The organism is Lentibacillus sp. CBA3610, from assembly GCF_013373365.1.
GTDB lineage: Bacteria > Bacillota > Bacilli > Bacillales > Amphibacillaceae > Lentibacillus.
Map to the genome: position 1 here is coordinate 3,483,903 of NZ_CP035925.1, position 21,461 is coordinate 3,505,363.

General features: G+C 42.5%; 26 protein-coding genes. 12 read left to right on the top strand and 14 right to left on the bottom strand.

Annotated features, from left to right (window positions below; genetic code table 11):
- Positions 1-348 precede the first annotated feature (348 nt).
- On the top strand, positions 349-942 hold the full coding sequence (locus Len3610_RS17290) for a histidine phosphatase family protein (protein ID WP_176449038.1): 594 nt from the start codon (positions 349-351) through the stop codon (positions 940-942).
- A gap of 322 nt (positions 943-1,264) precedes the next feature.
- Positions 1,265-1,468, top strand: coding sequence for a hypothetical protein (locus tag Len3610_RS17295; protein WP_176449039.1), 204 nt, complete (start codon positions 1,265-1,267; stop codon positions 1,466-1,468).
- 111 nt (positions 1,469-1,579) lie between these two features.
- Here the strand turns inward: Len3610_RS17295 and Len3610_RS17300 are convergent, their stop codons facing one another.
- On the bottom strand, positions 1,580-3,565 hold the full coding sequence (locus Len3610_RS17300; RefSeq protein ID WP_176449040.1) for an acetoacetate--CoA ligase: 1,986 nt from the start codon (positions 3,563-3,565) through the stop codon (positions 1,580-1,582).
- A gap of 192 nt (positions 3,566-3,757) precedes the next feature.
- On the opposite strand from Len3610_RS17300, the gene Len3610_RS17305 reads away from it, so the two are divergent.
- Both Len3610_RS17305 and Len3610_RS17310 read left to right on the top strand, forming a co-directional pair.
- Complete coding sequence (locus Len3610_RS17305; RefSeq protein ID WP_176449041.1) at positions 3,758-3,898, top strand: hypothetical protein; 141 nt, start codon at positions 3,758-3,760, stop codon at positions 3,896-3,898.
- 132 nt (positions 3,899-4,030) lie between these two features.
- Positions 4,031-4,333 carry a hypothetical protein gene (locus tag Len3610_RS17310; protein ID WP_176449042.1) on the top strand — a complete coding sequence of 101 codons (303 nt, stop codon included), beginning with the start codon at positions 4,031-4,033 and terminating at the stop codon, positions 4,331-4,333.
- 118 nt (positions 4,334-4,451) lie between these two features.
- Here Len3610_RS17310 and Len3610_RS17315 read toward each other — a convergent pair whose 3' ends face one another.
- The 7 genes from Len3610_RS17315 to Len3610_RS17345 all read right to left on the bottom strand — a co-directional run bounded on the left by Len3610_RS17315 (position 4,452) and on the right by Len3610_RS17345 (position 8,705).
- Positions 4,452-5,099, bottom strand: coding sequence for a phosphatase PAP2 family protein (locus Len3610_RS17315; RefSeq protein ID WP_176449043.1), 648 nt, complete (start codon positions 5,097-5,099; stop codon positions 4,452-4,454).
- Between the two features lie 230 nt (positions 5,100-5,329).
- Complete coding sequence (locus tag Len3610_RS17320; RefSeq protein WP_176449044.1) at positions 5,330-5,584, bottom strand: DNA alkylation repair protein; 255 nt, start codon at positions 5,582-5,584, stop codon at positions 5,330-5,332.
- 134 nt (positions 5,585-5,718) lie between these two features.
- Positions 5,719-6,024: a Fic family protein gene (locus Len3610_RS17325; protein ID WP_369693601.1), complete on the bottom strand. Its 306-nt coding sequence runs from the start codon at positions 6,022-6,024 to the stop codon at positions 5,719-5,721.
- A gap of 146 nt (positions 6,025-6,170) precedes the next feature.
- Positions 6,171-6,584 (bottom strand): DUF3021 domain-containing protein, encoded by a 414-nt coding sequence (locus Len3610_RS17330; RefSeq protein ID WP_176449046.1) that lies wholly within the window; start codon positions 6,582-6,584, stop codon positions 6,171-6,173.
- Positions 6,574-7,038, bottom strand: coding sequence for a LytTR family DNA-binding domain-containing protein (locus tag Len3610_RS17335; protein WP_255259670.1), 465 nt, complete (start codon positions 7,036-7,038; stop codon positions 6,574-6,576). The genes Len3610_RS17330 and Len3610_RS17335 overlap by 11 nt, the downstream gene beginning before the upstream one ends.
- Positions 7,039-7,055: 17 nt before the next feature.
- On the bottom strand, positions 7,056-7,802 hold the full coding sequence (locus Len3610_RS17340; RefSeq protein ID WP_176449047.1) for an ABC transporter permease: 747 nt from the start codon (positions 7,800-7,802) through the stop codon (positions 7,056-7,058).
- Positions 7,803-7,823: 21 nt separating this feature from the next.
- Positions 7,824-8,705 (bottom strand): ABC transporter ATP-binding protein, encoded by an 882-nt coding sequence (locus tag Len3610_RS17345; RefSeq protein WP_176449048.1) that lies wholly within the window; start codon positions 8,703-8,705, stop codon positions 7,824-7,826.
- A 449-nt stretch (positions 8,706-9,154) separates the two neighbouring features.
- Here Len3610_RS17345 and Len3610_RS17350 point away from each other — a divergent pair, with 449 nt between their 5' ends.
- A complete protein-coding gene (locus Len3610_RS17350) occupies positions 9,155-9,625 on the top strand; it encodes a GNAT family N-acetyltransferase (protein WP_176449049.1) in 471 nt (156 codons plus the stop codon).
- Between the two features lie 169 nt (positions 9,626-9,794).
- Here the strand turns inward: Len3610_RS17350 and Len3610_RS17355 are convergent, their stop codons facing one another.
- Positions 9,795-10,697 (bottom strand): glutamate biosynthesis transcriptional regulator GltC, encoded by a 903-nt coding sequence (locus Len3610_RS17355; RefSeq protein WP_176449050.1) that lies wholly within the window; start codon positions 10,695-10,697, stop codon positions 9,795-9,797.
- Between the two features lie 369 nt (positions 10,698-11,066).
- On the opposite strand from Len3610_RS17355, the gene Len3610_RS17360 reads away from it, so the two are divergent.
- Positions 11,067-11,327 carry a biotin/lipoyl attachment domain-containing protein gene (locus Len3610_RS17360; RefSeq protein WP_176449051.1) on the top strand — a complete coding sequence of 87 codons (261 nt, stop codon included), beginning with the start codon at positions 11,067-11,069 and terminating at the stop codon, positions 11,325-11,327.
- A 109-nt stretch (positions 11,328-11,436) separates the two neighbouring features.
- On the opposite strand, the gene Len3610_RS17365 is transcribed toward Len3610_RS17360, so the two are convergent.
- The 3 genes from Len3610_RS17365 to Len3610_RS17375 form a co-directional block, all read right to left on the bottom strand.
- Entirely contained in the window at positions 11,437-11,880 is a 444-nt protein-coding gene (locus tag Len3610_RS17365) for a YueI family protein (protein ID WP_176449052.1), read from the bottom strand.
- A gap of 157 nt (positions 11,881-12,037) precedes the next feature.
- The gene (locus Len3610_RS17370; RefSeq protein WP_176449053.1) at positions 12,038-12,220 is read right to left on the bottom strand and encodes a YfhD family protein; all 183 of its coding nucleotides are present in this window, start codon (positions 12,218-12,220) and stop codon (positions 12,038-12,040) included.
- Positions 12,221-12,295: 75 nt separating this feature from the next.
- On the bottom strand, positions 12,296-13,096 hold the full coding sequence (locus Len3610_RS17375; protein WP_176449054.1) for a TIGR00266 family protein: 801 nt from the start codon (positions 13,094-13,096) through the stop codon (positions 12,296-12,298).
- Positions 13,097-13,255: 159 nt separating this feature from the next.
- Here Len3610_RS17375 and Len3610_RS17380 point away from each other — a divergent pair, with 159 nt between their 5' ends.
- Positions 13,256-15,211, top strand: coding sequence for an aconitate hydratase (locus Len3610_RS17380; protein ID WP_176449055.1), 1,956 nt, complete (start codon positions 13,256-13,258; stop codon positions 15,209-15,211).
- Positions 15,212-15,214: 3 nt separating this feature from the next.
- The gene (locus Len3610_RS17385) at positions 15,215-15,388 is read left to right on the top strand and encodes a hypothetical protein (RefSeq protein WP_176449056.1); all 174 of its coding nucleotides are present in this window, start codon (positions 15,215-15,217) and stop codon (positions 15,386-15,388) included.
- 133 nt (positions 15,389-15,521) lie between these two features.
- Here the strand turns inward: Len3610_RS17385 and Len3610_RS17390 are convergent, their stop codons facing one another.
- The gene (locus Len3610_RS17390) at positions 15,522-16,133 is read right to left on the bottom strand and encodes a spore coat protein (RefSeq protein WP_176449057.1); all 612 of its coding nucleotides are present in this window, start codon (positions 16,131-16,133) and stop codon (positions 15,522-15,524) included.
- Positions 16,134-16,581: 448 nt separating this feature from the next.
- Between Len3610_RS17390 and Len3610_RS17395 the strand changes: the two genes are divergently transcribed.
- The 4 genes from Len3610_RS17395 to Len3610_RS17410 all read left to right on the top strand — a co-directional run bounded on the left by Len3610_RS17395 (position 16,582) and on the right by Len3610_RS17410 (position 20,684).
- A complete protein-coding gene (locus tag Len3610_RS17395; RefSeq protein WP_176449058.1) occupies positions 16,582-16,815 on the top strand; it encodes a hypothetical protein in 234 nt (77 codons plus the stop codon).
- Positions 16,816-16,820: 5 nt separating this feature from the next.
- Entirely contained in the window at positions 16,821-18,173 is a 1,353-nt protein-coding gene (locus Len3610_RS17400; RefSeq protein WP_176449059.1) for a tripartite tricarboxylate transporter permease, read from the top strand.
- A gap of 81 nt (positions 18,174-18,254) precedes the next feature.
- Positions 18,255-19,547: an alpha/beta hydrolase gene (locus Len3610_RS17405; protein WP_176449060.1), complete on the top strand. Its 1,293-nt coding sequence runs from the start codon at positions 18,255-18,257 to the stop codon at positions 19,545-19,547.
- A gap of 189 nt (positions 19,548-19,736) precedes the next feature.
- Positions 19,737-20,684, top strand: coding sequence for an MBL fold metallo-hydrolase (locus tag Len3610_RS17410; RefSeq protein ID WP_176449061.1), 948 nt, complete (start codon positions 19,737-19,739; stop codon positions 20,682-20,684).
- Positions 20,685-20,904: 220 nt separating this feature from the next.
- Here the strand turns inward: Len3610_RS17410 and Len3610_RS17415 are convergent, their stop codons facing one another.
- On the bottom strand, positions 20,905-21,297 hold the full coding sequence (locus tag Len3610_RS17415; protein WP_176449062.1) for a hypothetical protein: 393 nt from the start codon (positions 21,295-21,297) through the stop codon (positions 20,905-20,907).
- Between the last annotated feature and the right edge of the window lie 164 nt (positions 21,298-21,461).

Consider the following 21,461-nt stretch of genomic DNA (forward strand, 5'->3'; position numbering starts at 1 on the left):
GGTGTCTGGAGGAGTTTTTTTATATCGATTGAAAATAACATCTTTACAAAAGCCACTAATCTTTGTGTAGTTGCATGCATGAGTAATCAACCATACAGATGGTTAACCCTGAGCCCGGGGTAAATAACGAAAGGAGGGCTCTCATTGCAGCCAGTATTAGATGAATCGTAACCTATATTTCAGCAAATTGCACAGATGATCAGCAATGATATTGTAGAAGTATTTTAGAAGAAGGCGAATAAATCCATGTTTAATGCTGGTTAAAAACAGAATTACTAGGTGGTTCGGGCAAGTGTGTTAATATAGACTTAATGTTTGGCACAATTATTTTGGGGGAGGGTTTCGGAAATGACAACGATTGGTTTTGTCCGTCACGGTATTACACGTTGGAATAAAGAAGGTAGAGCGCAAGGGAGTTCTGATATCCCATTGGATGAAGAAGGACTGAAACAGGCTGGCATGCTTGCAGAACGGCTGGGGGTAGGTGAATGGGATATTGTGTATTCCAGTGATTTATTGCGGGCTAAACAGACTGCGGAAATCCTGAACGGTAAATTGGGAACAAAATTGCACCTGGATTCCAGATTGCGTGAACGAAGTGGCGGGCTTATTGAGAGAACAACAGAGGAAGAACGTGTCCAAAAATGGGGACCCAACTGGCGTGAACTAGACATGAAACTGGAATCACATGACAGTATCATCTCCAGGGGGATTACGTTTATTAATGAGATAAGCGAAAAACATATGGATCAGAATGTACTGATCGTCAGTCATGGAGCCTTCATTAAGCATCTTCTGAAAGTGCTTCTTCCTGGGTCGAATAAAGATGAATCCTTAAATAATACGTCATTAACTTCCCTGGTAAAGTGTGAGAGCGGCTGGAATTGTGATTTGTATAATTGCACAGACCATTTGTTAAAGGAAGAGTCACTTAAATTGTAATTGAAAAAGCGTCTTGAGGGAGTGAATAATCAAAGCAAAACACTGGATGTTGTAAAAAGCAAATTGTTAGCGCCTGCCCGGGGAGACATTAAAATTTTCACACCCGGATTTATGTCTATTCACCCATGGTACAGCGGTCAGCAGCATATTTATCATTATTGGTTCATATTTTTAAGTCAAAAGAAGTGTATACCAGCCGGAAATTGGGTACAGTCATGATTAGGATTGTATGCTAAACCGTTTTCTGGTTATATGAATGAATCAAATGCTTATTCCCCGTTTCTATTTTTGATATCTTCTCTGTCATAAGAGGTGAAACGCCATGGACATGAATGTATTGAACAAACACAAACTCGGGCTGTATTTATCGCCATTGCTTATTGTTGCTTTGTTATTTGTTAATTTTTATATGATTATTAACCATAAATCAATTGTTACGACTACCACAGCCATGATTTCAGCTGCATTGCTGATCATTTTATTATTTATGTCGATAAGGTCTATTTTTAAAGAAGCGGGAAGTTAAGTGAACAGTTGCCAGCCCTGTGAGCACTTAACCGGAATGAAATCTGCTTATCTAAGTTTTTGCCTGAGGTTATAAAAAAAGAGGATGTTTGTAACATCCTCGTTCTGATTATTAGTTGGTCTCAAATTGTTCCTGTGCAAACTGAACAAAATAATCCAGTGAGTCCTGATTGCTTAATGACCCCTTATTAACGACCTCATCCACCGGCTTACCCATTAATATTTTCTTAATCGGAATTTCCAGCTTTTTGCCGTTCAAGGTTTTTGGCAGGTCCGGTGCTTGGTAAATACCGCTTGGTGTGTGACGTGGTGAGCAGTGAGTCCGAATTTGACTTTTGATCGTTTTCTTCACGTCATCGGTCAGTTCCTTGCCTTCTTTCATCAAGATAAACAATGGCGTGCAGGAGTCTCCGTCACCTTTTGGGACATCAACAATCAGGCTGTCGCTGACCTCGCTGACATGATCAACGGCACGGTAAATTTCGCTGGTACCAATGCGGATGCCACCGCGGTTGATCGTTGCATCAGACCGTCCGTAAATAACACATGTATGCCGGTCAGTGACTTTCAAATAATCGCCATGGCGCCAAATACCCGGGAATACGTCGAAATAACTATCACGTAAACGGCTGCCGTCCTCGTCATTCCAAAAATAAATCGGCATGGACGGAAATGGTTCGGTCAAGACCAATTCGCCGACTTCTTCAATTTGTGGATTGGCATTATCATCAAAGCTCTCAATTTTAGCCCCCAGTCCACGACATTGCAGTTCGCCCGCATAGACCGGCAAAGTTGGTGAGCCAAGAATAAATGCCGTACAGACGTCAGTTCCGCCGCTTGCTGAAGCAATCCAAAGGTCCTCCTTTACATTATCATAACACCATTGGAATCCTTCCGGCGGCAGTGGGGAGCCTGTCGAGCTAATGCTTTCGAGATGGCTCAAGTCAAATTCCTCACCAGGTTTCAAGTCTTCATCCTTCATGCATGCCGTAATATAGCTCGCACTCGTGCCGAAGACTGTCATCTTTGTATCCTGAGCAAACTTCCATAACATGCGTTTATCCGGATAGGCGGGATTACCGTCGTATAAAATAATGGTACTGCCGGTCAAAAGTCCGCCCACGAGGAAATTCCACATCATCCAGCCAGTGGTCGTAAACCAGAAGAAGCGATCGTCTTTCCCAAGATCAGCATGGAACGTCAGTGCTTTCAGATGTTCGAGCAGAATGCCGCCCTGACTTTGCACGATCGGCTTCGGTTTTCCTGTTGTCCCCGAGGAAAACAATACCCAAAGCGGGGCGTTAAAATTGACATGTTCGTATGTTAATGTTCCTGATTTTGCTACAGCATCATCCCAAAACATAACATTTTTCAAACGGCTGGTGTCCGGATTTTCGTTCAGATATGGAATGACAATGGTTGCTTCCAATGTCGTGAGCTCTGATTGGATATTTTCCACAACTGAAGTCCGGTCAAAATCCTTTCCACCGTAACGATAGCCATCGACAGTTACCATCACTTTCGGTTCAATCTGCTTGAAACGGTCGATTACGCTCTGTGTGCCAAAGTCCGGTGATGCACTTGACCAGATGGCCCCAAGGCTTGCTGTTGCCAGGAGCGCCACAATAGACTCATAGATATTGGCGACATAAGCGACAACACGATCGCCTTTCGTAATGCCAAGGCTTTGAAGGGTTTGCTGCATAGCGGCTGTATCACGGTAAAGTTGCTGCCATGTTATTTCTTGTGTTGGACGCAATTCCGAAGTGTGTATAATCGCCGGTTCATCGTCATCACGGTTTCTGAAAATATGTTCGGTGTAATTGATGGCCGCTTCCGGAAACCACTTGGCACCGGGCATTTGATGTGAGGTTAGCACTGTTTCATAAGGCTTCTCTGCCAGGATGTCAAAGTACTCCCATATTGATGCCCAGAAATCCTCGAGTTCATCGACAGACCATTTCCAGAGCGAATGATAATCATTAAAGTGCAAGTTTTTATGTTCATTTAACCAATTCATATAATCATAAATGTTTGAATTTTGTTTCCGTCTTTCACTTGGTTCCCATAACAGGGTGCCTTCCTTTATTTCACTCAAATTTCTGCCCCTCCTTTTCCCTTAACCTGTCATCATTATATGAAACCGTTTGCCTTGTGTAAAGCTGCCTGTGTTTTCAGATTAATCATTTTTCATTCCTTCACTTAAATAAATACTGATATTTATCATTTTTTCTTTAAAATTTATCAATTTGATAGAATATATATTAATACATATTAGGGAGAGGGTTTCATGGAAAAGTATAGAATGAGTCCAAATGTTAATCAATCTGTGGTGAATGGTATTCTTCAAGGTTATAAGAACTATATTGATGAACGGAAAGTAAAAAGGCAAGAGATGAATATCAGTACTGCATATGCCTGGGTCAAATAATTTTTATTGCCAACAAGTGAATTTACAGAGGACTTCCAAACTATTTCTAAGGTTTCACACCCGGATTCGTATATCGAATTAAAACGGAAATGGATGGTCTCTATCCAAGCTATGGCATTTCGAGCTCATTCCTTGGAATTAATTTCATATCAGCAATACAGATACTTTAATATTAAACTTAACAGGCTGAAGTACAAACAAATTGAACCTCTTGACCGGGAATTGAAAGTACCTCGGCCGGGAAAATTAAGGAGTATTCTGCAATTATTGTTTGAAAAAGAATATTTACCCTTAGATGAGTTAATGAATGCAATGGAAGTGGATATAGGCTTTTTGACGAACCTGACGGGCATAGAAGAAGACTTTTTTAAACACTATCAATTACAGCAAGCTCGGACATTTTCTATTAAAGACCTGGATTTTAAGGTGATTTAGTTTGTGTATACTTTAAACCCCCGCGCTGCCTTCGCGGGGGTTGACGTATTATGGTTCTGCCAGTTCGTTCACGCATTAACAATGATGTTGATGTCCTGGTTGCAGCGAAGCCGATCACCTACCAATCGAACCGTTCTCCTTTCGGGATGTAAGTATACAGGAGTATGCTGAATAACAGCCAGGCTCCTCCACCCAGAAATCCGCCGATGACATCCAGTGGATAGTGAACACCCAAGTAGATCCGGCTAAGACCAATAAGTCCTATCAAAACAACAGAACTCGCCCAAACCCAACGCGACAATTTCCTGTTGCCTTTTAATTTCTGATGCCACAAAAATGCAAGAAAACCGAAAAAAGCGATTGAATTCATTGAATGCCCGCTGGGAAAACTGGCTGAACTGACTTGGACAAGGTGCTCCAAATCCGGGCGAGGTCTTTCGAAAATGGATTTAAGCAGCCAGTTCAGCTGCCGCACACCGATAAGATTAAAGACAATCAGCAGGGTGGTCCAGAGTCTTTTTTGATACAAAAAAACGAATATGAGAATTCCCATAATGGGAAAGGAAACATATCCTGAACCGATATAGGTAATCACAACAAAAATGAAGTCCCCAAATGGTCCAAGAAAATCGTATAAATAGGACTGCATCTGCTCACCGAAGTTCAACAACCACGGCCTTTTTAAATTGAATGCGATTGTTATAAATAATGCTATTGATAGAACCATACAGGAAAATAATAGAATCTGCTTTTGATGAACTGGCATTATACGCCTCCTTTGTTGCCGTTTGTTGTTTTATATCCCCTGGAATTATATTTTCAATCATTTTACCCAAACGGGATGTGGATTAATCTTATCAACCTGCTGCACTCCAAGCAAAAACAAACCATACGTAAGCATAAATAATATCATAATATCAACTGGCGCAAAAAAACACTTCGGCTGATCAGTTCCCGAAGCGCTTATTAAAGGTATATAATGTTGATGATTTGCTATTACCGGCTGTTCCGGTCATGCTCGGCAAACTTCACAAACGTAAGTTCATCTTCAATCAGACCGCATGACCCGCATTGTATTTTTAAGGCTGGTCCACTGTAAGTAATATGAAAGACTTCAGGGTGATCATCCGTATAGTCATTTAAAACATCGCCGGTTTGCGGATCCAGTTTCACAGGTTGTGCTACTTGTTCGATAATATTAAACCGGGAACGATTCGTTTTGCAATTGGGGCAAAGGTATTGTTGCGTCATATCAGACACCTCCAGCCCTTATTATTCCGGAATTGTTACATCTTATTCAGGGAAACGGCAGTACAACGTCTTTATGACCTGCAATCTATAAGCCCCGGCTCCCTCTGATTGACGCTACACTTTAAGGCTCAATATTAATTTTCGGTTTTTTGTTTATTTATTTTAAATGTATCGAGCCTTTTTTGTTCCGTTTCCACTTTTTGTTCGACAAACTTGGTGAATCCTTCTGTTTCCTGTGTTGCCAAAAAATATATATATCTTTCTTTTTCGTCTTTCTCAATAATCAATGGTGCTATAGCATTCTTTATTAACAAATAATTTATGATGAGTCTTCCCACGCGACCATTTCCATCCGCAAATGGGTGGATACGTTCAAATGTGATATGACTTTCACAAATCATTCCAATGCATTCTGACAAGTAAATCATCCATGTAGTCATTAGGCAAATTCATAAGGACTAACACCTCCCATGGCTCGTGTAACTTATTCATAGTATACCATCTTATTTATGTCCTTAACATCCTTTGTTGCTCCCCTTTAAACATTATAGTCCAGAATAACAGGTAAATTTCCAGGCCGCCACAATCAGTCTTTTTTCGACAGATTGGCGTTCATCGATTCTTCCACTTTTTTATAATACAGATAATATCCGATCCAAAACAGGGCGTAAATGACAATAAAACCCAGGAAGCTCAATAGAATAGCAGGTATGCTAAATGGGATCCAATTAGCCATAAACAGGGCGATGATAAAGTAAACAGTAATCGACATAATGAAATGGAGGACTGTTTTTTTCAATTCGCTCCATCCGTTATCCTCAAAGATGAACGATGCCAATCCAAAATAGATACCGAGGATAAAGGAACAGAGCATATAAAGCCATACCTGTGAAACGGGGGCCTCTGTACCGGTAACAACGACAATCGTAAGTGCAACGAATGTAATAATACCACCTAAAGCTATCCCCATGAAACTTCTCCTGATTGCTTCAACGATCATCTGACTGACCTCCCATCGCCAACCTGTTTTTGATTGGGGCCACATATTTTCGTGTAATATACTCTTTATTTCCGGAGTGAAAGTAAACACACAGATTGCCATTAAACGATAACTCAAAACGCTCGATCTGGTTCAGATTGCCGATGACGGACTTGGAAAAGCGCATGAAGTCATAGGGGGCTAACATATCTTCTACTTCATAAAGCTTCATGCGTATCTCCACTTTTCGATTACCGATGCATGCAAAAATCCGCCTTTTTTCGGCATACACGAAATCAATATGTTTTGGGTCAAGCAGCACGGTTTGATCGGATTCAACCCCAAATAACCGCTGCCGATTTTTCCGTTTAATGATGGAAACAATTTCTTCCAGTTCATCAGTCCATTCATTTGTCTGAATGGTGATGGATGGTTCTGTGTGCTTATTATCAATATCGATGTTCACTTTCATCATCAAGCCCCCAATTTGAACTATCCCTTTGCCCGTTTTAAAAAGTTCGGGTAACATAGAAGCGCTGCGATAAATCCGGCCAGACCAAATCCTAAAAGAACAAGTGAAGGTTGCAAAAGTTCGGGCAGCTGAAGCGTTCCTGCCATCGCATCCTGAAAAGCCTGGTGTGCCCAATACTGCGGCAAAAATGCGCTGATTGTCTGCAGGATATCCGGCATCATGTCAATCGGCATCCAGAGCCCGCCAAGCACCGCGCCGCCCAAAGCAATAACCTGTGTCAGGGCGATTCCCATGTTATTTGTTTTAACCATGACAGCTAGTGCCAATCCCAATCCCGTCACCATGAAAGTCAAAAACACGGATAAAACCAGCAAATGCACCGGCTGCTCGAGTGGAATATCATAGACAGCTTTTCCAAACAGCAGCAGGATCACAATTTGTATAATCACAATGTACATGTAACTCATCCATTTACCAAGTAAAAATAAATACGGTGACAATGGTGTACTGGCAATTCTGGCAACCATACCAATATTCCGATTTTTAATAAATGATTCTGTCATTGATATCATAATAAAGAAAACAAACATGATTGTATACCCCGGAACGATCGATAAAATCACTTGGCGGCTTTCTGTTTCGCCGAGTCCGGAAGTGAATACTGAAATAAACAACACGGTAAAAACAATCGGCAGAATTAACGTCCAAAATAAAAGTCCTCGATCCTGAAGATTCTTCTTCAATTCCAAGCTGGTAATGGCATTCATTTGCTCTCGCTCCTTTTTTGTTTAATCCCGCAGCTGACTCCCTGTCAATGAAAAGAAAACATCCTCGAGACGTGGTTGGACGAGTTCCAGCCGGTCTAATTTTTCGTTATTTTTCCTGCAGAAGCTGAGTACTTTTTCCATTGCACTGAGCGGGTCGTTTGTTCTTATTAAATAACCGCCATTCTTTTTTGTAACTGAACCATACTCTCCAACATCATCAGGCAGGCAATTTTCCCCCTTTACATAAATCGAAGGGACAGCATGGTTTTGCAGTAAAGTTTCGATTGTGCCATTTTCTAAGACTTCACCATCATCCATAAAAGCCGCTTCATCACATAACTGTTCAATTTCTTCCATATAGTGGCTGGCATAAATGATGGTGCTTCCTTCTTTTTTAAATCGCTCAATCATGTGGAAAATGTACCGTCGCGATTGCGGGTCGATACCTACTGTCGGCTCATCCATGATGATTAGATTTGGTTCGTGCATAATCGCACAGCCTATGTTTAATCGACGCTTCATGCCCCCGGAAAAAGTCTGAACTTTGTCTTTTCCGCGATTATCCAGCCCGATTTCAGATAAGACATCATCGGTGCGGCTTTTTAAAGTTTTACCACTTAATCCATACAGTTTTCCGAAAAAATATAAATTATCGCGGGCCGTTAACGTTTCTTCCAAAGCTATCTCTTGTGGGATATAACCGATCCGGCGCTTATTATTGGAAAATTGTACGTCACCATCATGATCGTGAATGATTGATGCGATAATTTTAATCAATGTTGATTTGCCCGCCCCATTCGGACCGACAAGACCGTAACAGCTTCCGGCAGGGATATTTAGAGAAACCCCTGACAACGCCTGGTCATCAGCATAAGACTTATCAATATTTTTCAAGGTAAGCATGCAGACACCTCTTTTCATTGTTTATTCGATTATGGCAAAGAATCGTTTTAATGACGTTGGAAAATGTATGACACATCATATCTGTTGTTTGAACTTACAGAAATAGTGAGCGTAAATAAAATGAATATTTATTGGAGTGGGAAGTGAATTCAATTAAAAAATAATATTCTGTGAAATTATATATAGATGATTGGATAATTGTGTTAAGATAATTTTAGAAAATGTGGGCTTGGTACTGGTCAACACGATATCACAATATTTAAGACAAAAGACTATTTAATTTTGGAAAGAATGAAATAGGTTATTCAACTTGCAGGTTCTTATTAAGTCGTGGCTCTTTTCCGTTATCGCAACAGGGCATCATAGGGCGCAAGAATTGAACAATGGTGGGCTGTATCCGCCCATTTCTGCTCTTTAATCCGTTATAGGATCAGAATTTTGGGATAAAAATGAATGCTGAGGTGTTCAAATTGATAAAAGAATTAAGTAAGGATGAGGAATTACCGTTGGAGTTATTACTGTTGGCTGATCCATCAGAGAAGCTTGTCAGAGAATACGTTTCAAGAGGTAAGTGCTTTATTATGAATCTTGATGGAAGAACTGTAGGTACATATGTCCTTATTCCAACTCGACCAGAAACAGTAGAAATTGTAAATGTGGCAGTGAATGAAGATTATCATGGTCGGGGTTATGGAAAGCAACTTGTCCTTCATGCAATTGAAACGGCAAAACGTGATGGATATAAAACCATCGAAATAGGAACCGGTAATTCAGGAGTTGTTCAATTGGCGCTATATCAAAAATGCGGTTTTAGATTGACTTCAATTGATCGTGATTTTTTTGTTAGACACTATGAGGAACCACTATATGAAAATGGCATCCAAGTTATTGATATGGTTCGACTTTCTCAAGACTTATGAAGGTTGGCATCTTAGACCTTATATTGACATCGGCCTGGATGAAATAAATGAGCCTTTAAAAGTTCAAACAACAAACGGCGTTGTTATTGACTCAGCAATGGATGAAGCAGGTAACTAAGAGCCAAATGTGACCCTGAGGTAGTCTGTATTCATTTAATTGTTTCTAAATCTATTGAAATTGCTGTAACCGTGAGAAAAACTGCTTTACAAAACGGTAAAACACTTCTTCTGATGGCGCCAGCGTTTTTTTCTTAGGTTTAATGATTCCGACGGTTCGCCTGATTTCCGGAAGCTCGAGTGGTATTTTAACAGTCATTCGTGGCGTGGACTCATGAAATGTGCTTTCCGGTAAAAGAGTCACACCAACCCCCGCGGAAACGAGCCCTTTAATGGCGTCAATGTCTTCTCCCTTTGCAGAAATAATAGGGGTGAAACCTGCTTGTCTGCATGCATCCATCATTATTTTATTCAGGACATACCCTTCAGGAAAACTGACAAATTGGTCATGTTTCATATCACTGAGAGACACACCTTCTCTTTTGGCAAAAGGGTGATTGATCGGCAGTAATGCCAGAAAGTGTTCCGAGAAAAGAATGTTGGATTCGATGTCATATTCATCTTTAGGTACCGGCCCGATCAATGCTACTTGGATGTCTCCTCTTTTTACCGAATCGATCAGATAACGATATGAGCCCTGGCGCAATTGAAATCTGGCATCCGGGTATTCATCTTTAAACGCGGCTATCACACTGGGCATAAGGTGACTGGATAAACTTGTTGGAAAGCCGATTTTGATTGTCCCGCGTTCAGGGTCCAGATATTCATCTATTTGCTTTTTGGCATTGTCAATCGCCTCCATGGCAATCTTTGTATGTGTATAAAACGTTTTTCCAATCTCGGTTAATTTAATATTCCTTCCTTCACGCTCAAATAAATCGACTTCAAGTTCGCCCTCCAGGTTGGCAATTTGCCTGCTTATTGCCGATTGGGCAACATGCAAATTGACAGCTGCCTCGGAAACGTGTTCCCGTTCTGCTACTTCCATGAAATAGCGTAATTGACGTAGTTCCATCCCTGTCATCTCCATTCATATCAAAAACAGATTGATTTAATCTAAATTATATATTGTTTCGATCGAATTGAAAACCTATAATTACTAATATACAGTAAATTCGAGTTGTGCGATATTCATTCATTCACTGCAAGGATCGGAAAACGGCACCGACAAAAAAACATTCAACGTAATAAAAAAGTTTATAACATGTAACTTGAAATTCTCCCATCTTATCTACATGAAGAAAATTAAACATGCACGATAGCAGACAAAAGCTATAAATTGTTCGACACTGAATCGAATAAAAAAATTATAATTAAACAGGCGATTAACAAAATATTCTTACTCATGAGGATTTAATCTATAAACAAAGGAGATGAATCTAAGATGAAGTATGAAGTGTTCCCAAGACGTTGGGGTTACCAACACATTATTACAACCCCGGTTAAAGGCAAGGTGGAAAGTATTTCGGTTGAATCAGGAGAACAAGTTCATGAACAGCAATTGTTAGTCATGATTCGGGCAGAACGAGGGAATGTGAAACACATTCTGACTGCGGCAAGCGGAAAAGTTGAGACATTAACCGTGAAAGTCGGGGACAAAGTAGTCCATGGCGATGTTCTCTTTTTTATAAAGGAAGATTTATAAGTCAGGCGCAACCGGCTTTTAGACATACGACTGACTTAACTGTTTTATTCTGTTCAAGCTTTTCATCAGCAGGGATGAAGAGTAATCCTGCACTGATGGAAGCTTCACTTTAAGAAAACCATTGCTTAATTTTATCAAAGAAAGATTTATTTGTTTCGGTGTTTTCATCCTCGTTCGAAATGTCATCGTCATCAATAAATATATTTTCTTTCTCAATCGCATAATCATAAGCAAGCACTGCACCGATGTCTGTATCGGCGTCTTCGTTTGTAACCTCGGTATAGGGGATGTTGTATTTATTAGCGAGTGCTTTTTCCTCTTTCAAAAATTTGTGCGAGACATCACCGTTCATCAGCAGCTTGGCATCTTTATTGGACTTCATGGCCTCTTCCAGTTTCGCAAGCCCTTTATCTGACATGACTTGTCCTTTTGTGAGCGCAATGACGATACGTTCCCGGATGGTGCCCAGAAATTGCTGCCGTTCCGATCGCTTTGTTTGCTTTTTGCCATATATTCCTTCTGTCAGATAATCATCGACATTCTTTTTTGCCATGTTGCCACTTCCTCGTTAAGTATTTGTGTATTTAATTTTAAATCATACCTGCCTGACGCGCAAAGTCACTGCTTAATATTAGAAAGTGCCCCAGAGTTGGAGCACTTTCTTTAAGTCTGATTGCCGGCTGTGCTCTGGAATATAGAGGCGTCAGCCGTTATAAATTTTTGTTTTGCACACGTTTTTGAGCTGCATGTCTTCTTACTTGAGCTATTTTGTCATGATGGTCACCAAATTCCTCGGAAAACTCAACATCTTTACTGTCTATTTTCGCGTATTTTGGCGTCTGCGCCATACGGGCTCTTCCTCTGCGATTCGTCCGATGTTCATCTCTTCCCATTCAGCTTCACCTCAATCAAAATGGCTTCATGAATAGTATGTGCAAATCATATCTGTTTAGCTGATGTAAATTCTGTTAGCGTCTGTCCCCGCCGAACAGATTATATAATCCGCCGGCGATACTTCCTTCGCCTTTATCGGAGCCGCCTTCCTGTGGGGCTGAAGCAAATACACGGCTCGCCAGGCGGCTGAATGGGAGTGACTGCACCCATACGGTTCCGGGTCCGCGCAATGTTGCAAAAAACAGCCCTTCACCGCCGAACAAAGCCGTTTTGACACCACCAACAAATGCAACATCATAATTAATGTCGCTCGTCATCGCAACAAGGCAGCCGGTATCCACCCGCAATGTTTCATCTGGGGCGAGTTCCTTTTTATGCATCGTCCCGCCGGCATGAACAAACGCCATCCCGTCGCCCTCCAGTTTTTGCATGATAAATCCTTCGCCGCCGAAAAATCCGACGCCAGCTTTTTTCTGAAATTCAACGCCAACTGATACGCCTTTTGCGGCAGCCAGAAAAGCATCTTTCTGGCAAATGATTTTCCCGTTCATATCACTCAAATCCATCGGCATAATCTTGCCTGGATAAGGGGAAGCAAATGATACATGTTTTTTGCCGGTCCCTTCATTTGTAAAAGTCGTCATGAACAGGCTCTCACCTGTGATAACACGTTTGCCGGCTCCTATAAGCTTACCCATCAGTCCGCTCCCCTGATTGGATGACCCATCACCAAAAATCGTTTCCATCCCGATGTGTTCATCCATCATCATCAGACTGCCGGCTTCAGCAATGACTGTTTCCTGAGGGTCAAGTTCAACCTCAACAAACTGCATATCATCGCCGTGGATTTCGTAATCAATTTCGTGGTTATTCATTTTTTCCATCTCCCCCTGCAATCGTTACCCTAAGTAATACGCTGGAAATCCTGAAAAGATTCACCAGTCTCTGCAAATAATTATACAACTTTTTCATATACTAACAACGTATACGTTTGTATAAAAAATAATTGAACGTAACCGGTAAGGAGGATTTTAATGCCATTGAATATGACCCAGAAATTGATAAAAGACCATCTCGTTACTGGTGAGATGACCCCGGGTGAGGAGGTTGGTCTGAAAATTGATCAGACGCTGACGCAGGATGCCACCGGTACACTGGTCATGCTTGAACTTGAAGCGATGGAGTTGGATCGGGCAAAAACCGAGGCCTCCGCACAATATGTTGATCACAACCTGATTCAGGAAGACAGTAAAAACCCTGACGATCACTTATTTCTGCAAAGTGCGACAGAGAGGTTCGGACTGTATCATTCCAGACCGGGTAATGGTGTCAGTCATCCTGTACATATGCAGCGGCTGGCCAAACCGGGACAAACACTGCTTGGATCTGACAGTCATACGTGTGCCAATGGTTGTATGGGAATGCTTGCCATGGGTGCAGGCGGCATTGATGTGGCCATGGCCATTGCGGGTGAACCATTTTATGTCAAAATGCCGAAAGTTTGGGGGATCAAACTGACCGGAGAGCTTCCGGATTGGGTCAGTGCTAAAGATGTCATCCTTGAACTTCTGCGCCGCCATGATGTGAAAGGCGGGGTCGGATTTGTCATGGAGTATTTTGGCCCGGGTGTTGAAAATTTAAGTGCCATGGATCGCCACGTCATTGCCAATATGGGGGCTGAACTTGGTGCGACAGGTACGGTTTTTCCATCTGACAAAGAAGTGAAACGGTTCCTGAAGACCCAGGATCGTGAAGACGACTGGGTTGAGCTGACTGCTGATAAAAATGCCACATATGATGTTTTGGAAGAAGTGGATCTTTCGGAACTGGAACCGTTGATTGCCAAACCATCCAGCCCCGGAAACGTTGTGACCGTCCGGGAACTTGCCGGAACACCAATTTATCAGTCATATATCGGATCATCCGCCAATCCGGGGTATCGCGATTTTGCAATAGCTGCCGAAATGGTTAACGGCCAGCATATTGCCGATGGGGTGTCATTTGATATTAACCCGACATCAAGACAAATGCTGACAAATTTGGTGAAGGACAGTCATGTTGCAAGCTTGCTTCAGTCGGGCGGACGGATGCACCAGGCTGGATGCAACGGCTGTATTGGTATGGGGCAGGCACCGGCTACAGGAAGGAATAGCCTGCGTACGACACCGAGAAATTTCCCTGGCCGTTCCGGGACACGGGAAGACAGTGTTTTCCTATGCAGTCCGGAGACAGCGGCAGCATCAGCATTGACAGGTCAGATTACCGATCCGCGCACACTGGAGCTGGATTATCCGAAAATAAAAGAGCCAAAGCCTGAGAAAGCTAATATGGATTTACTGGATGAACCACTGCCTTATGAACAGGCGAAAAATGTTGAATTGCAAAAGGGGCCGAATATCGCATCCATTCCGAAAATGGATGAAATGGCTGATCGGATGGAGCTGCCGGTACTCTTGAAAATGGACGATAACATTTCCACTGACGAAATTTTGGCCGGTGGTGCACGTGTGCTTCCATATCGAAGCAATTTGCCGGAAATCAGTAAATTTACGTTTGAAATCATTGACGATACGTACTACAAACGCGGAAAGGCAACCGTCGATGAGGGCGGTCATGCGGTAGTAGGCGGATTCAACTATGGCCAGGGATCCAGCCGTGAACACGCGGCGCTTGCACCAAGATACTTAGGCCTCCGTGTGGCGCTGGTTAAGGACTTTGCCCGAATCCATTGGCAAAATCTCGTGAATTTTGGTGTTTTGCCACTGACATTTTCGAATGAAGCGGATTACGATTTACTTTCAGCCGGTGATGTTTTGGTGCTTTCTGATTTAAGGAACAAAATTCAGCAGGGGAATGAATTTTCAATTGATGTAAAAGATAAGGATGAACAAATCAATGTGAAACACAGCCTTTCCGAGCGTCAAATTGAGATTATGCTGAAAGGCGGTATTATTAACTGGGCAAAAGACCGGCAACAGATAGGAGGATGAATCGTGGCTCGTGATAATACATGCAAAGCCTGTGAAGGATCGGGTTTGCTTTCCGATGATGAGGGTTGGCAATATAAATGCAGTGTTTGTGATGGGGATGGATCATATGATGTTGATGATATCTCCAGACCAGCACGCGTTATGACCGTTGATGAAAATAACCGGATGCTTGACTGACGAAAAGAAAAACCCGCCTGTGCATCGAGAATAGGCGGGTTTTTTGGGGGTCTGATCCTTTGTCCCTTCCAAAAAGAAGGAACCGGCTCCTTCGCCGATTCCAACGCATTTGATCTCTGATTGTGCCTTCTGCTTAATGCGGCATTGTGCCTTGTGCAGGGGCATAGCTTTGCTGGAATGCTTGCATGTCCTGCTGCTGCAGCTGTGGCACTTGATAATATTGGTTCTTGTTTTGATATAGGAATACTTCATAGGCCATTTCAATTAAGTTCGGGACACTATCTGCCAGTACACGACGCATAACCGGGTTGGTCATTTCTGATGCAGCTGTTGTAAATGAAGAAGCTGCAGATTTTAACCCGCTCATTATGAAGCCGGAAATTTTTTCGTCATTTAAATCACTTACCGATTGAGCAGGTGTGGACGGCTGTGTCGGGGGTTGCATACCATAAACGACATTGTTGCTCTGATCCATTTTATAGGATTGTGTATCGACAGCAGGATCCTGTCCTGATTGATACGTATCAACAATGGTATTGTAAAGCTGGCTGCAAAAAGCCCGATGTTTCTGTGACATCGTCTGCAATTCCGGGTCCTGGATATGTTGCTCATACAACACGCATTGATCCATTGCACCGGTCAGAGCTGATAAAGCTTCATGTCCATCAAACATGTCATGACCGCCATAGTGCTGTTGCGGGGGCAGTTGTGTTGTGTCCGTGAAATTTTGCTGCTGGTTTTGCATCAAGATAACCTCCTAAAAGTATTCCTTGTTATTTTGGGATAAAAGGAATGGATTATGTATTGAATGATTGGTTCGTTTATTGCCATTTTTTACGTGCTTCAGCAAAGTGAATTCGCGCGGGAACCGAAAATATCGCGCGATGAAGTCCCAATTTCGCGCAACGAAGCTCTAATTTCGCGCAGCAACCAGCCGGGCTCGCCTTCTAATTCCTTCTTTCACTCCTACAATCGAAGTGAACGGGGCATGAAAATAAAAAATTTTTTTCTGTTGGAAATGCCCCTTTTTTCAAACTTATTTCGATTGTAGTCAAAAGAGGGATCTGACCCCATACTTTCTTAAACAATGTTGAATAGGTATAATTTAATGTCATGAAGGATATGTTCACTTCACACTTTGGCATATGGCTTTTTGTTGAAGCTTAATATCACCTATAAGGAGCTGTTATACATTGTCACAGGAAAATAAAAAAGAAAACATAGAAGTATGGGAAGATCTTGTCAATATAAAGGATTTGGTATTAAGTCTGACTATTTGCAGTTTGACGTCACTCGGCGGTTATTTAGTGGCACCTGAGGATCAGCAACCGCTTATATTCGGGCTGATCGGTGCAGTGGTGGGTTTCATTATCAGCAGCATTATTATAAAACCAAAACGGCAATTCGGTTATACAGATGAGGAGTAGGCAGAATGGATATTGTATTAATTTTACAAATGGTTGTAGTGGCGATTCTAGGGGCAGGATTATATACCATCATTGGAATCGCACCGGGTACGGATGAAACGGCCGTTTTGGCACCGGTTACGCTGGTTCTGGTGATTTCTGGCCTTGAGCCGATTCTTATTTTGACATTTTTTATTGCAGCGATTGTCGCAAAAAAATTGACCGACTCCATCCCGGTTGCGCTCGCTGGTATCCCGGGGGGCGTTATGTCTGCGCCAATGGTTGAACACGCCATGGTTCTAAAAAAACATGGCATGCCCGATGTGAGTATCCGCAAAATGGCTTCCGGCTCAGTCATTGGAACAATTATTTCAATCCCGCTGAGTCTATTGCTGGCAACTGCACTGGTCCCGTTGGCTGATGTTATCGAGCAGTATTCAAGTCAGATATTTTTCTTCGGGGCGATTTTTCTGGCCTTGATGACAAAAAATCGCTGGTTTGCCATATTGTCGATTGTTCCATTTGCTTTCATCATTCAAGGGTTAAGGAATTTATACTGGGAGCTTAATATTGTGCCCGAAGATACGACCGTTTTCACGTCATTTTTCCTCGGCATCACAATCGGTCCCGTGATTTTAAAATTGTTCGAACTGTTGAATGGACGGATCAGAAGAAGTCTGCCGCGTTATGGTACGAAAGAAATTTCGATGCGCAAAACGAAGGCGGAAAAGGGCTTTCCGAATCCGTTTAAAATTCTGGATAAAAACGAAACGATTTCGAGTGCGGTTAGTTCGGTATTTGGCGTTGTAACTTTTTTCATGACACCGGTTGGCATGACGATCTTTCTCGGTGAAACGATAGCCAGCCGCATCAAAGAGCCGGTGAAACGGGCATCCCGGGCGATTTCCAGCATGGACGGGCTGACAAATGCGGCCTATCTCGCTGGTACCCTGGTTCCGCTGATCGCAATTGGTTACCCGCTTTCTCCAACTGCTTTGGGCCCCGGACATGCCTTATTTAACGCACCACCGGTTTTCACGTATGAGCATAATCTGCATCATATTTTATCGATGAATGATTTTGTGCTGGCGACGTTGATAGGTGCTGTTATTGCGATCAGTATAACGTTTTTTGTTACGATCAAGTACGCGCAGCAAATATGTGCGTTTGTTTTTAAATATATTCCGCACGAGGCTATGCTTGGGCTGTTTTTCGGGCTTGTCCTGATGCTGGCCTATATGGATGCTGGTGTACTGAATATTGCCGGCGTATTGGTGATCGGTCTGGTTGCCGGGTTTCTCCATCGAAAAGGTGTTAATTATGGTGTACAATTTATGACGTTGTATGCAGCACCATGGCTTGTATCATTTATCCTGTAGCTGCCGGGTTTTGCGCGGTTCAGCTTTCGTGAAACATTTAAGGGTTAATGATCGTATGAAAGGTAGACGAGGAGGAGTTCCATGAAAAAAACGGTCCGTATTTTGTGCTTAGTGATTGTTATATTAATGGTGGCTGCCGGATGCCGTGATGGGGAAGAAGGTAATGATGAGACCGACTTGAACGGCGAATGGACAGGGTCGATTGAAATTCCCAGTCAGCCGCTTGACATTATTGTAAACCTTAATAACGACGATGAATGGAACGGAACCATCAGCATTCCGGTCCAAGGCCTCCAGGATTATCCGCTATCATCAATTACTGTTAATGGTACGGATGTTGCCTTTTTCATGGAAATACAGGGACAGCAGATTTCATTTGACGGTGAATACAAGGATGAAACGATTGAAGGTGACTTTACCCAGCATGGCCAGACCTTTCCATTTAATTTAACAAAGGGTGGACGGGTGGAAGAAAGTGAAGCAGATTTATTAAGTGTGGAAACCGATGAAGGGACACTTTATGGTGAACTGGAAAAACCGGATGGGGAAGGACCTTTTCCTGTCATGCTGATTATTCCCGGGTCAGGACCAACTGATCGCGATGGTAATTCAAGTGGAATTCCGGGAAATAATAACAGCCTCAAGCTGCTTGCTGAAGGATTGGCTGAACACGGAATAGCCAGTGTACGCTATGATAAACGTGGAGTCGGCAATAATCTGGAAGCAGCCATTCCGGAAAATGAGCTTCATTTCAATCAGTTTGTGAATGATGCCGTGAACTGGACCGAGCTTCTGGAACAGGAAGAAGACTATTCCCATGTTGGCATTATCGGTCACAGTCAGGGCGCCCTGGTTGGCATGCTGGCTGCTCAAGAGAGTAATGCTGATGCTTTTATTTCGCTTGCCGGAGCCGGACGTTCGATTGACGAAGTCCTCTATGGCCAATTGGAAGCTCAATTGTCAGGGGATCTGCTGGATGAAGTTGATGTCATAATGGAAAAACTTCAGCAGGGAGAAGAAGTGCAGGGTGTAAGTCAGGAACTGCAAAGTGTCTTCAGGCCGTCCGCGCAATCCTTTATGGCGTCCTGGATGCAGTATGATCCGGCTGAGGAGATTGCTGAACTTGACATGCCGGTATTGATTGCCGGTGGTGGCCGTGATTTGCAGGTTCCATCCAGTGAAGCAGAATTACTGCATGACGCCAAACCGGATTCCGAAAAAATCTTACTTGAAAAGATGAATCATGTGTTAAAAGAAGCACCGGAAGATGAACAAAATAATATGGAGACTTATGGCAATTCAGATCTTCCTTTAGCAGATGGGCTAATGGATGGGATCATGGTATTTTTAAATGAAAATGAGTTTTTGGAATAATTGACTGAATTTCCGTTTTCAGTATGTCACGGATCTTAAAAACAAACATTTCACTTTTGGAAAATTGACAATCAGCCATTTCAGGAGAATGAGAAATTTAGTTTTGCCTATTCGAGTTATCACCACATTTCAGGTATAATTTAAGAAAATAGTGAAAATAAATTTTCAAGGCAGAGGGGCGTGCTGGAAATGGAAGATAAAAAGCCGATTCAACTGGATGAGCGCATTCATTTAATCGATGGATTTGATTTGGGCGTACCGGAGCGCACCGGTACATATGTCATTGATGAGGAAGAACTGACACTGATTGAAACAGGGCCGAGCCCGTCGGTGAAATATATCAAAAAAGGTCTTGGTGAACTGGGTTTTTCGTTGGAAGAGGTCACGTATATCATCGTTACACATGTACATCTCGATCATGCAGGTGGTGCAGGTCTATTGCTGCAGGAGTGTCCGAACGCAACTGTCATTGTCCATCCAAAAGGGGCCAGACATTTGGTGAATCCGAAAAAACTTGCAGCAGGAGCGAGAGGTGTTTACGGTGACAGTTTCAGTGAGTTGTTTGACCCGATTGTTCCAGTGCCTGAAGAGCGTTTGATTACAAAGGATGACGGCGAAACGCTTAAAATTGGTGATCACTGTACATTGGAATTTTTTGATACACCCGGGCATTCCAGACATCACTTCAGTATCTATGACCCACTCAGTAATGGTCTGTTCACAGGTGATACGGTTGGCATCCGTTATCAGCAGCTGATTGATGAAGGGATCGATTTCTTTTTGCCGTCCACATCGCCGAACCATTTTGATCCGAATGCCATGCACGCATCCATCAATCGTATTCGGAATATGAATTTGGCCAGGATTTATTACGGACATTTCGGCATGACGGATAAAGTTAATCAAGCGCTTGATCAAGTATCCGAATGGCTTGATATTTTCGTTGACATAGGTGAAGAGGCCATGTCGGAGGGAAAAGCTTATGATGTACTGGCTTCACGCATGCTGGAGCAGGTTAAAGGAGACTTGTCGATTAAAGGACTGCGGACCGATCATGATGTCTACATCGTGCTAAATCTCGATATGCAGATATGTGCCCTCGGTATCATCGATTATTTCAAAAAACTGAAGCAATGAAAAAATGCCTGTCATGTGCGGTGACAGGCAAATTTCAGTTCAACCAATTTTTGACGATATGATTGACTTGTGCTTTTTTCGATGCATCTAACAGATAATCCAAGTCCATAATTTCTGAATCACTTTGGTGGATTTGAAATATTCGCTCGGCCCAGTGGTAATCATCTGCAAATATTGGCTCAAGATTTCATAAAATCGGCTCAAGTTCACATTCAACTTATTACTTCCCATCCTCTGCCTTCATAAATGTCAGCACGGCAAAAAGAGCGAAACTTAAAAGTAATATCGAACCGCCGACAATAAAGAAGGCGGTCACAAATCCGTCAGCCAGGTTAAACGGACGCAAATAATACAACCACATGCCGGATGTCAGTCCGATTGCACCAATAATTGCTGTCCAGACATGAAGCGTGGCAATGATCGTCCGGGCAGGTGTGAAGATCTTGTAGTAAACCGCCCAAGCGAATAATGTCAGCCAGCCGACAACCAGAATGTGGGCATGTACCGTTGTGAAAGCGGCACTTCCCGCACCAGCCATGTGTGAGCCGATAAAGGCACCGATAAAAGCGAAAATCGCTGAAAATCTGAGTAAAGCCTTACTATAGTTTTCCAATTTCGAACCTCCTTTTGTCAGGGTAAAAACGCTGACTATCTTAAGTATATAACCTGTATATGAACAGAAGATGAACACCCTGTCTCAATCATACATCACAATAATCTAAATTAAAAAGGGGTATTGACTTCTGAGTGTATTAATCATATAATACATCATATAGG